This is a genomic window from Colwellia aquaemaris, from assembly GCF_057548755.1.
On the sequence record NZ_BAAJLV010000007.1, the window covers coordinates 120,375 to 132,060 of the forward strand.

Genomic DNA, 11,686 nt, shown 5'->3' on the forward strand with positions numbered 1-11,686 from the left:
AAAAGTTTAAGTTGCTGGAAGCTAAAAATGAACCAAGAACAAGTGGAAAGTTATCTACTGAATAAACTCGAAACAACAATGTATTTTCCTTTTGGTGATGACGTGAAGGTGTTTCGTGTGAAAAATAAAATGTTCGCGACCTTGGCGTTGGGTAAAGGTAATGAAAAAGATACCGATGGCAAAATGGCCGGGCACTACTGTATTAACTTAAAATGTGATCCTGATGAAGCTATTATGCTTCGTGATATTTTTAGCGCTGTTATCCCTGGCTATCATATGAACAAAGCGCAGTGGAATACCGTCATACTCGATGGCTCAATCCCGCCGGGAGAAATTGAACGCATGATGGATAATTCGTATATGCTGGTAGTGGGTAAAATGACCAAGAAAGAGCAGGCATCTATCCTCATCGGGCTTTAATGATGCTAAACAGCTGTAGTTTGTTAGCATTCAATGCAGTTTGACAATTCTTACAATGTCTAAAATTATTATTAGATAACTAAGATATTTTTGATAGGCTGCTATGGCATAGATACTTTAAAAATAAGTATCAGAAAAACTAATACTTCATTTTATTAACTATTACTCTACTATGTATATATAATCAGAATCAGGATGAAGTAAGGCCATACATTTTCTCTTATGAAAAACCTATTATCCATTCGCTCTTATAGTACAACACCAACTCGTCACTCACATCCCTTTAATCAATTGGTTTTACCCTTACGAGGTGTTATCAACATATGCGTTGGCAATTTCAATGGTAAAGTTGCACCTAGTGAATGTGTTGTAGTTAAAGCCTACGAAGAGCACTTGTTTACTGCTGATGCTGAAGCTAGATTTGTTGTCGTGGATATGGAAAACCTGCCCTTAAATATTTCTTCTTCACACTGTCTTGTTTTTGCAATTAATGCTGCCCTTAAAAGTTACTTAATATTTATAGAAAACCAACTAGAAAACAAAGTTAATGCTCAATTAGAGCAAGCGATGTTTGAAATGTTTAGTTTACTGCTTGCAGAACAACCTTTATTGCCAAAAGTAGATCATCGAATTAGTAGAGCAATATCCTTCATAGAACAAAATATTGCAGAGCAACTTCAAATTAAACGTATAGCTGAGTCAGCCTTCTTAAGTGATACACAGTTTAAGAAACTATTTAAACTACAAACAGGGTTGACTGTGATGAAATACGTAACAAAACTTCGGATGGAAAAAGCTCAAGCTTTACTAACGCACACAGATTATCCGTTACCTATTATTGGTGAAAAAGTAGGTTATAGAGAACCTTCAGCCTTTAGCCGAAAATTTTCACAATACTTTGGTCTGTCACCTACTCAATTCAAAAAGTAAACATAGTCTGAATTGTTAACGATTGCGTCTTAATTGTTAAATGTACCTTTCTTACTTAGCATAAAATTTTCAGTATCGAAGTTATTATTTTTAGGTTTCGTTATGGAAAATAATCAAAGAAATTTTATGGGCGTGTTTGCCATTATTGTAGCTAGCTTTTTGTGGGGAACAACAGGTACTGCGGCAAGCTATTCATCTAATATAAGCTCTTTGGCTATTGGTGCGTTTTCTATGGGAATAGGCGGAGTTTTACTTGTGATCACAGCTCGAAAAAAGCTACTTATAGATTATAAGGTCCTGCTCGAACAACCTAAGGTATTGATATTAGGTGCCGCTTCTGTTGCAATTTATCCATTGGCATTTTATACCTCAATGCATTTATCAGGGGTTGCCATAGGTACTGTCGTCTCTATAGCTACAGCTCCGTTTTTTGCAGCAATCCTTGAGCGTCTAATTAGTAAAAAGAACATATCACTGCAATGGATATTGAGCTTTGTCGTTGGGGCTATAGGTATTGCGCTGTTAACTTTAGGTAGAGACCAGAGTAATAATACTGCTTATGGTATTAATCAACAGGGTTTGGGTATTTTTTTGGGTTGTATTGCTGGATTAACCTATGCTGGTTATTCATGGGCAGCAAGGCATTTAATTGAAAGTGGCGTACATTCAAAATCGTCTATGTCAGGACTGTTTGGTTGTGCCGCACTATTGTTACTCCCTTCATTATGGTTTACGGGTGATAACTTATTTTCAAGTTCCACAAATGCGTTGGTATCTTTGTATATGGCAATAATTCCAATGTTCTTAGGATACCTACTATTTGGTTTTGGTTTGAATTATATTGACGCAAGTAAAGCGACACTAATTACGCTAATTGAACCATTAGTTGCAACTATTTTAGCTGTTTTTATTATTGGTGAAAGATTTAAATTTATTGGTTGGCTAGGTATGCTTTTAATCTCACTATGTTTATTGATGCAAACCATAAAACCTCAAAACGAACTAAGGTTAGTTATCAAATCAACTTAGTTATGCTGTTTGATTGGGACGGTAATTAGCTCGTTGTAATTTTAAGCTGCCACCGCTTCTTACTGTTTATAAACGTGAACAATAACTAATTCAGTACATTCACGTTTATATTTTGATGTTAATATTTTTTGGCATGTTGACCTCGTTATATAAAGGAACAATTCCTCTAACGAAGTCTCTAGTTAAGTTGTACCGTTATAAGATTTATAGGGAATATAAATCTTATAACGGCTTTTTATGCTGCTTTATTTATTTCTAAGTTGCTCTTTGTTGTTAGCAAGTAAATTTGCTGCTGCTTGATATACTTACGCCGTGATTGCCAAATGGCGCCACAGGCAATTAGTAAGAAAATACCGAATAAGCTGTAGTAAATAACGTTGTTTGGCTTTATCGCTTGTGTTGTTTGTTTTTCAAGCTTTTGTCCTTCAATTTGTTGTTCAGCATTGTTTGACTGCCGTTTTGCCAATTGTTGCTTGTTTATGGCTTTTTGCATGTCGGCAGCTGCGGCCATTGCAGCCATGGTTTTTGCGGTTAATGGTGCTAAGCCAAAGCCTTGAGCAAGTTCGTTAACATGTTCTTTGACGGCGTCGTTTAAAATAACTAAGTCGTTGTTATTTACCACATCAATATACTGTTCAACAAGTTGCTTTAAACGCTCTGGGTCGGCTTGCCAATAATCTTTACGCTCAGCTTCTAACATGCGTTCCATCATACGCGCAAACGCTGCAGGGTTGATATCTTTAAACCACTGGTCAAGCTCAAGGTTTAATTTGTCGTTGACGTAAATATCTAAATACTCGTCCCATTGGTCGTTGCGAATTAGGTTAGGGTCAACCACTTGCCAGCCAAAAAAGTTGTCCATTTTAGATGCTAAAGATACCGCGCCTGAATAACCTTCCTTTTGTAGCTCTTTTATCCAACGCGGATGGAACATACGAGTGCGTAATTCTTTGGCAAGAAATAGTCCGGCATCTTCTGCTTTTGCATTCTTGGCATCACGTAAGTTAGCGACCACCATATCAGGGCTTTTTCCGTCGATATTTCTAACGGCTAAGCTTAACGAGCCAAAGTATTCAAATGGGTCATCGGTACTTAGCATGCCAAATAAATTTGAAGAGCGAGCGAACATGGCTATGTCGGTACCTGATAATTGTTTGGCATAAAGTTGAATATCTTTTCCTTGGTTATTTTCGCCTTTCTCGCCCCAACGACTATTGTCAGCGCCAAAGAAGTAACCCATCTTGCCTAAGTAGTTGTCTGATATTTTCTTATCGGTTTCCCAAGTATCACTGGCCCATGCAGCATCATCTACGCCGGTACCATAATCGCCAGACTGATTTGAGAAAATACGAATAGTTGACAAATATTGTGCTTCTTTTTCATCAACGCCTTCGGCTAGTAAGTTCGCTTTTACTTTTTGGCTGTTTTGCCAAACAGAGTTATTGTCTTCTTTTAACGCCGCCACTTGATTCACGGCTTTGGCTAACATTTGCATCACGTTAGGAAATGCATCGCGGTATAACCCGGTTGCAGAAAGTACCACGTCGATACGTGGGCGTTTTAGCTCACTGTACGGGATAACTTCGGTGCCAATTACTCGGCCACTTTTACTCCATTTAGGTTTTACGCCCATGGCATATAGTACTTGAGACTCAAGCACACCGTAATGACGCATAGTTTCAATTGACCACAGTGAAAATGCCATTTTGTCGGGGTAGGTTTTGTGTTTGTCGTAGTAATTGGTAATCATCTGCTCAACCAATTCTTTACCTTGTTCAAAAGCGGCCTGCGTCGGTACTCGAGATGGATTAAAACCAAACAAATTATAGCCTGTTGCTAATGATTCTGGGTGGCGTATTGGGTCACCGCCAGACTTTACCGGAATGTATTTAGCATTTAGAAAGTCGACCATAGCGTCTAGCTCGTGGATACTTGCCATACTTTGATAGAGCTTTTTACCGCGGGCAATATCTGCTTGTAATTCTTCACTAAGTTCAGTTAATGGGAGTGGGCGTTGGGCAGATTTGTCGTCGGCAGCAACAATATAGTTTTTAACCGTTAAATAGCCTGATAAGCGGGTAATGTCATTTGCATTTTCAGATGTTTCCGCCCCTTTATCGGTATTGGGTTGGTTATTATTTTCTTCACCATTGGAATGATACGTATGACTGTGAACTATGCCTTCATCATTGTCGTCGTCATGATGCTCTCCAACTAAATTTTCTGAGTAGTATTGATGTTCAAAGTCACTGGCTTTGGCTGTAAAGTCAGCCCCTAGCATTTGCACTAAGGTTGAGATGGTGAGTGCTTGCTCGGGTATATAGCCATAGGTGTGAAGGCCTAATGGCTGGTTAGCTGTTGCTAGGTCTTCTAAGTGAATATGCAATGCATCAATAAACTCTTCAAATGCGCTAGTTATTTGTTCTTGTTGCCAACCTAGGTCTTTACATATGTTGGTATCGAAACATAGCTTAGTTAATTGCGTGGCAGTTTTTTGTTTAACGCCACCTTGGTCAAGTTGTTTATACTGGTGCATTAATTCGTGTAAATTACGAATTTCACCTTCCAAGCCAGCTGCTGCAAAAGGCGGTGTCATATGGGATATAACGGTTGCGCGGCCACGGCGTTTAGTTTGCATTGCTTCGCCGACATCATCAACAATAAATGGATAGACCACAGGCGTATCCCATACTGCTAGATTACCTTGGTCGTAAATTGATAAACCGCGTTCTTTACCGCCCAAATACTCTTGTGAACCGTGAGTTCCTAAATGCACAATAGCGTCTGACTGCCAATATTCTCGAGCATAAAAATAGGCGGCAAGGTAAAAGTGGTTAATGGGAACAAGGCCTTGATGGTAAATCATGTTTTCATCATTTTTATTGTCTGAGCGTGGTGGCTGGCGCATGATTAACATATTGCCATTGCGGATACGTGGTAAAATGAAATAGTGTTCACCGTTTTGCTCTACAGCCATAAAATTGTCTTGTGGTTGCCCCCAGTGGTCATTAATTTTTTGCGTTAGTTCTGTTGGCAGGGCATTAAACCAGCTTAAGTATTCATCAATTGGCATTAGTTCAGCTAAGTCATTATCTAATAGCTCAGTTAATTGATAATCACGGTAAAATGGGTCGAGAATTTTTTTTGCATTGTCTACGAAGTATTTTGCATCACGCTCTGCGGTTTGGTAGCCCTCGCTGGCCAAGCGTTGGCTGATAGCTTCGATACTGTCAGGAATATTCATAAAAGACGCACCAACATCTTTATCACCCCAGACAAAAACCGTTATTTTTTTGTCTTGGTTGGCTTTGTATTTTAGCTTTACCACATTGATGGCTTTGTTAACTAAGTGTTGTAGTTGGTAGTCAATAATTTCAACGTTTTGGTCGCTCATGTTCATGGCTGCCACTATCATAGGGTCAACAACGCCGGCGTTCTCAGGTAGCACTAAGGTAAATGACATCATGTTAGCATTAACGCCTTGCATGTCTTTTTCCCAGGTTTCTTTATCACCAGAGTAATAAGTCATCGCGTGCATTACCGGCACTTGGAACTTCTCAAATTCAACCTTACGTTTGTTTGCCCAATGAATATTTCGAAAGCTGATAATTAAATCAACATCGGTTTTCATTTGTTCTGTTTTGCCATCAGTATTTTGCTCTGTATTTGGAATTTGCAATAGTTGGCTGTAGTCGCCACTAACGGGGCTAAGTTCAAAAAAGAATGGCACCACATAAGCGCCTTTGGCCTCCAATTGTTTAATTGTGGCGTCAATTAATTGGGTTTGCTCTGACTCTATTAATGCCCGCTGCAACAGGACTGCTATTTTAGCTTGTTGTGGTTTAGCTGGGCGTAGCTTTTTGTACTGCAGCAAATCATTAATGATCAAGTTAGGTAATTCTGGGTGATAAATCCCTTGCTGTGGAAAAATAATCGGAGCCGGTACTTTGGTAACTGATGACGAGCTGGGAGTTTTTGAGACAATGTTTACTGAAATAAAGCTAAGCATATTGTCGAGGTTGCGACGCCCGGCATTCATCCAATAGTCTTGTAAAGTGCTCGCTCGCTCAGCCGTTAGCCCTTTGTTAAGGTTTTGATTTTGCAAATAACTAAATGCAACAATGTTAGTATTTGCAGTGGCAATTTCGCTGGCATAGTTGTCAAAGGCTGCGCTAGCTTCTCGTACCGACACAGCATCAAGAATAACTAAATCATATTGGTTAAATAATGCCGATAAGGCACCAGTTTTATTAGCTGATTTAGTTAATGACTTTGCTGATTTTTGCGTTATCTGCCAGCGGGTGTTTTTTTGCTCCTCGGCGACTTTTTTCAATAATGTTATTTTTGCGGTATTGGTATGTGCCGTGCTCACAAAGAGTATGTTTTGCGTTTTAGTGGCTGCTTCTTGTTTGCTTGTTTCTGCCAATGTATTACCGATAAAGGCAACAGCGCAGAAAAATAATATGGAAATTTTAATTAAAAAGTTATTCATGAGTTGCTATCGCTATTCTTTTACGTAAATCATGCTACCGTCTGCCATTTCATAGGCAGTACCGGCTTTTTTACCTGTACCAGAGCCAGTTTTGCCATCACTTTTAAAGCTTTCGATGGTGTTACCTTTTTTAACGATAATTTCCATATTATCTTTACCTTCGTTTTTAATCACCGTAACGTCTTCAGCGAGGAAGGGGTTTAATGGGTTTTGTGCAATGGCAATTAGCAATGCGGCAACTAACACTAAAAATACATCAACTAGGTTCACCACGGATAATGCCGGGTTAATACCTTCATCTTCATCAAGCAGCCTCATAATCTTTCTCCACGGCTTGTACAGGTGCAGCTGCTTCTTGGTGGTTTTGTGCTAGAGGGGGATTTACTAACAGTGGTGATAGGGCAACCAGTTCTTCAACCAACCAACGTTTTTTAACCGATGCTATCCAAAAGGTAATTGAAGCGATAATTAAACCGAAAATTACTGCGGAGAAGGCAACAATTAAGTTTTCACTAATACCTTGAATGTTACCGTCGGCTAGGCTTTTCAGTGCTGGCCCCATAGGGATCATAGTGGCAATTAAACCTAACATGGGCGCTAATCGGCTAACGTTTCGCACTCCTTCTAGTTCTTTTAGTGCTGCAACATCTAATTGATCTTGGCTGATTTCTGGCATTTCATTTGCCAAATTTGCCATAGGGTAGCCGTTTAACATAAGTTGGCGATTACTACCAAGTTTGCCATTGAGTAATTGTATAAACGATTTGTAATGTCGACGGCGTTGCATGCTTTGACTAAAAAACTGTCCGCTAGCAAATAGTGAGTAAATAAAGAGTAATGCGATCAAGCAGAGTACCGGCGCCATAAAAAAGTCTGATAGTTGGTACATGATTTGTTCGATCTGGGCGATCATAATAATGTCCTAATGTTGTTACCTAGTATGAAGGAATATCAAACCCAAGATGCGGGAGAGTGTGCATCTTAGGCTTGAAATTTAGTTATGGTGGTTATACACCAGCTTCGCCAGCTAGCTCGTCAACTTCATCCGCTCTAAAGCTGATATTGCCTGACACGCCGTCTGCATTGTAATAACTGGTAATTTGCAGCTTATGGGTTTTTGTTGGTGTTTTGATTAAATAAACATCAAATTGTGACCACAATAAATGACCGCCATTTAAACCGTATTGGTACCAAGGTGTGCTATCAAATGCTTTTACGCTGTAGATATTATTTTTAAAGCCATAATAAGCAACGGCCGTTGGGTCAACAGCGTCATATTTGTTATCAAAGTCATGTAAGGCTTGGGCGTCATCAGCAATGTTAATTGTGAAATTGGCGCCTGTTTTATCTGCGGTACAAGGGAAGTTAATATCCCAATTGTCTGCCGCTGTTACTTCTTGGTTAGTATCAAAATCAACATATACGTGTGTTACATCACCTGAACAGGTTAATGCAGCGTCTATGGTAAGCTCTTGCTCAGCAGCAAAAGCAGCATCGCTACTACCTTGATAAGCTGTTTGTAATGTTATTTGGCCGATACCACGTCCGGCGGTGGTAATACTTGTTGCTCTAAATTTAGTAAAGGCATTATCAGAGTTGGCAATAAAGTAATTGCTATCAGCGGCAGTTACTACGTGAGTTGTCATGTTGTAGTTATAAAAACCTTCAATGATATTTGAAGTTTTATCAGCAACAAATTTTGTTTCATCAGTTGGAATATCACTCGTTTTTACTGCCAGATAGTCAGCTAGCTCAGTTTCAGCTGTCGCAGCAATGAAGCTCGCGGCTATGGCTTTGCCATCGGCATCGAAAAAATCACTATTATTGCCGGTTGCATAAGCGGTTACAGCATTATCACTGTGCTGGTTTAAGTAAACTCCACTGCGTTTAAAGGCAATATCCCATACGGTATTTGTTTCTGCTTGCTCGCTCGTTAGTTCAATAACGGCTTTATCATCTAAGTCGTAATAAACAAATACCGGTTCACTTACGCTACCAGTGCTGTGCGGGCCGCTTATTGAACCTTGTGTTGGGGCTGTTGGCGCAGGTGTTGGTTCTGGCGTTGGTGTGCTATCTTTGCTTGAGCTACTTCCGCCCCCACAAGCCGTAAGTAGTACACACAGTGCTAAACTGCTTAATTTAAAGGGGGTTGCTAATGTTGATTTCATGATTTCTCCGAGATTCTCTTAAAATTGGTAGCTAATACCGGCACTAATGGTGCGGCTGCTAACAGGTCTTGCATCAAATAAATTCTGGCTGTTTGCTGATGGACTTTTATGCTCTTCAAAAATATTGTCGACACTTAAACGCCAACTTAGGTTAGGGCTTATGGCTTGCTTCATTACGGCATTGAAGGTGGTATATTCGTTATTCTCTACACCTTGATAACTATCTGGCACTGCTTCACCTGCTTGGTAAACGGCATAGGCTATTAATTCAATGTCATAGGCATCAAAATCATAATTAATGTTGAATTTTACTTGGTGGCGAGGACGAGACAGTAAGCGTTTTTGGTCCTGATCTTCACTGGTTAAATAACTATAATTTAACTGCATTTGCCATTGGCTGAAGGTGAATTCAGTACTGACATCAAAACCGTGAATTTTTGCTTGGCGAATGTTTTGATATTGATAGATAGATAAGCCAGTTTCTTCTGACTGCTTTGGGTCGATTACCGAGTCAATAAGATCCTCTGTTTTAGAGTAATGAAGACTAATATCACTGCTAAAATCAATACTGTTTTCTGCCAAGCTGGTGTTAATGCTCAAACTAGCATTGAATGAGTCAGCAGTTTCCGGTTCAAGGTTTTCATTACCTAGCACCATATAACCTAAGGCGCTGTGGTCAAAAACGTAAAAGCGTTCTTTTAAATTTGGCACCCGGTAACTTTGTCCTACGCCAGCACGCCATTGCAGGGAAACATCTTTCATACTAAGGCTTTTCATGGTGCTTAAACGCACCGCATTATGCCAACCAAAGTCAGAGTCGTATTGGCTGCGCATACCTGCTAATAGTTGTGTATTTTTCTTTTGCCAGTTACCTTGGGCAAATATTTCCACACTTTCGCGGCTTTTATTGTCAATTTCTATGATGCCATCAGCAGGTTTATCTTGATCTAATTTGTCGGCATGAATAACACCGCCAGTAACTAGCTCAATGTTTTCCAATTGAAAAACCGTTTGACCATTAATTTCAGACATTAGGATATGAGTGTCACGTAAGCTATTTGACTGACCGCTGGTTTCTTGATGGTCGATATGTCTGAGGTTAATTTGCCAAGGTTCTTTTTTCGCTTTAGTGCTATTTAAGCTAAGGTCGAGTTGATGCTTAGTTAAATCGGTTTGATAAAAGATGATCTCACTTTGCCCCGGTATGGCGGAACTGTCTCGTAGCTTTTTCTCGTCTAGCCATTGATATTTAACGGTAGTTGCAATGTCGCTATGGTCTTTACTTGTGGCTAAGGTAATAAATGTTTTATCAACACTTGCCGCGTCTTGACTGACAGTATTGTTATCATAGTCATAACCTTGATCGTCGATGACTAAAGCATTCAATTGTGTTTGCCACCCTGAAAAATTTTCATTGGCATATATTTTTAGCGTGTGGTTTAGGTCACCACTTTCAATTGTATTACCTTGGTATTGGCTAATGTCGTAATCAAATTTTAATGCTGCTTCATCACTTTTTCGGGTAATAATGTTTATAACACCACCCATGGCGGAACTGCCATACATGACCGAAGCTGCGCCACGAATAACCTCAATTTGCGCGATATTATCGGCAGGGATTTGGTCTAAATCTGCTGATGATCCGGTTGGGCTTACAACGGGTTGGCCATCAATTAGAACTAGAACATGGTCACCATCAAAGCCCTGCATTTGAATGTTGTAGCCATCTTTCACACTACGTTTTACTACCACGCCAGGTAAGTAGTTTAATGCTTGAGCCAAGGTAGTAGGACTGACGTTAGCAATAACATCACCGTCAATAACCTCCACTAATACAGGTGAATTACTTAATAATTTTGCTGTTCGGGTTCCTGTGACAACTATATGTTCTTCCGGGTTTTTTTCTGCTACTTCTTGAGCTATTGAAGAAACTGGTAAGGTTAAAACCAAGGCCGATAGGCTAGCTTTTATGTTCATTTTTACTTACAACGCTAATATTAATCTAAATGAGAATGATTATCGGTTGCGATCGTAAAGGGTCATTTAGATAATTGCAAGCAAATTTCAACCTAGAGGAGGGAAAAATTGCAATCAACAGCTTTTGTCGCTGAAGATATGCTAATTAGTTAGATGGGTTTTTTATACTAAATGATAGTAATCAATTGGTTATGGAGTTTTTAAAATTTTGACGCTTAATTAAATTAATTTAAACTACTTTGTAGTAAATAAGAATTGCAACTTACATTCAATTATCTACAATGTAGTTAATTAAGGTGGATGGATTTGATTATGGCAGATAAAGAAAAGTTTCTTGGTGAATTCGAACAAATGACCATGCTAGCGCTTATGCAATTAGATGCACAAGCATACGGAGCCAAGATAAGGCAGTTATTGCAAACAGAAATTAATCGAAATGTTGCCATAGGAGCTATTTACTCGACGTTAGAGCGCCTAGAAAAGAAAGGCATGGTAAGTAGCCATTTAGGGGAGGCGACTGCGGAACGAGGAGGGCGAGCAAAGCGGTTCTTCACTGTTACATCGCAAGGTAAAAGTGCATTGATGCGCGCTAAAAGTGCCATGGACAGACTATGGCAAGATATTGCGCTGTGCCACAACGAAAAGCTTAATATCATCGGGGAATTTTAAC

Annotated in this window: 9 protein-coding genes; 4 read left to right on the plus strand and 5 right to left on the minus strand. The window is 39.5% G+C overall.

The annotated features are described in order from the left end of the window. Positions 1-27 precede the first annotated feature (27 nt). The 3 genes from AC27HL_RS16875 to AC27HL_RS16885 all read left to right on the plus strand — a co-directional run bounded on the left by AC27HL_RS16875 (position 28) and on the right by AC27HL_RS16885 (position 2,379). Positions 28-420 (plus strand): MmcQ/YjbR family DNA-binding protein, encoded by a 393-nt coding sequence (locus AC27HL_RS16875; RefSeq protein WP_487082221.1) that lies wholly within the window; start codon positions 28-30, stop codon positions 418-420. Between the two features lie 222 nt (positions 421-642). Continuing rightward, on the plus strand, positions 643-1,350 hold the full coding sequence (locus AC27HL_RS16880; protein ID WP_487082222.1) for a helix-turn-helix domain-containing protein: 708 nt from the start codon (positions 643-645) through the stop codon (positions 1,348-1,350). A gap of 102 nt (positions 1,351-1,452) precedes the next feature. After that, positions 1,453-2,379, plus strand: coding sequence for a DMT family transporter (locus AC27HL_RS16885; protein ID WP_487082223.1), 927 nt, complete (start codon positions 1,453-1,455; stop codon positions 2,377-2,379). Positions 2,380-2,614: 235 nt separating this feature from the next. On the opposite strand, the gene AC27HL_RS16890 is transcribed toward AC27HL_RS16885, so the two are convergent. The 5 genes from AC27HL_RS16890 to AC27HL_RS16910 form a co-directional block, all read right to left on the minus strand. Then, positions 2,615-6,871 (minus strand): cobaltochelatase subunit CobN, encoded by a 4,257-nt coding sequence (locus AC27HL_RS16890; RefSeq protein WP_487082224.1) that lies wholly within the window; start codon positions 6,869-6,871, stop codon positions 2,615-2,617. Positions 6,872-6,883: 12 nt separating this feature from the next. Further along, positions 6,884-7,189 (minus strand): DUF2149 domain-containing protein, encoded by a 306-nt coding sequence (locus AC27HL_RS16895; RefSeq protein WP_085300332.1) that lies wholly within the window; start codon positions 7,187-7,189, stop codon positions 6,884-6,886. Beyond that, positions 7,176-7,784, minus strand: a complete 609-nt coding sequence (locus AC27HL_RS16900; RefSeq protein ID WP_487082225.1) for a MotA/TolQ/ExbB proton channel family protein — start codon at positions 7,782-7,784, stop codon at positions 7,176-7,178. Before AC27HL_RS16900 ends, AC27HL_RS16895 begins: the two co-directional genes overlap by 14 nt. A gap of 94 nt (positions 7,785-7,878) precedes the next feature. Continuing rightward, complete coding sequence (locus AC27HL_RS16905; protein WP_487082226.1) at positions 7,879-9,039, minus strand: HmuY family protein; 1,161 nt, start codon at positions 9,037-9,039, stop codon at positions 7,879-7,881. Positions 9,040-9,057: 18 nt separating this feature from the next. Next, the gene (locus AC27HL_RS16910; RefSeq protein WP_487082227.1) at positions 9,058-11,016 is read right to left on the minus strand and encodes a TonB-dependent receptor plug domain-containing protein; all 1,959 of its coding nucleotides are present in this window, start codon (positions 11,014-11,016) and stop codon (positions 9,058-9,060) included. A gap of 312 nt (positions 11,017-11,328) precedes the next feature. Here AC27HL_RS16910 and AC27HL_RS16915 point away from each other — a divergent pair, with 312 nt between their 5' ends. Beyond that, the gene (locus AC27HL_RS16915; protein WP_487082228.1) at positions 11,329-11,685 is read left to right on the plus strand and encodes a PadR family transcriptional regulator; all 357 of its coding nucleotides are present in this window, start codon (positions 11,329-11,331) and stop codon (positions 11,683-11,685) included. The last annotated feature ends 1 nt before the right edge of the window (position 11,686 follow it).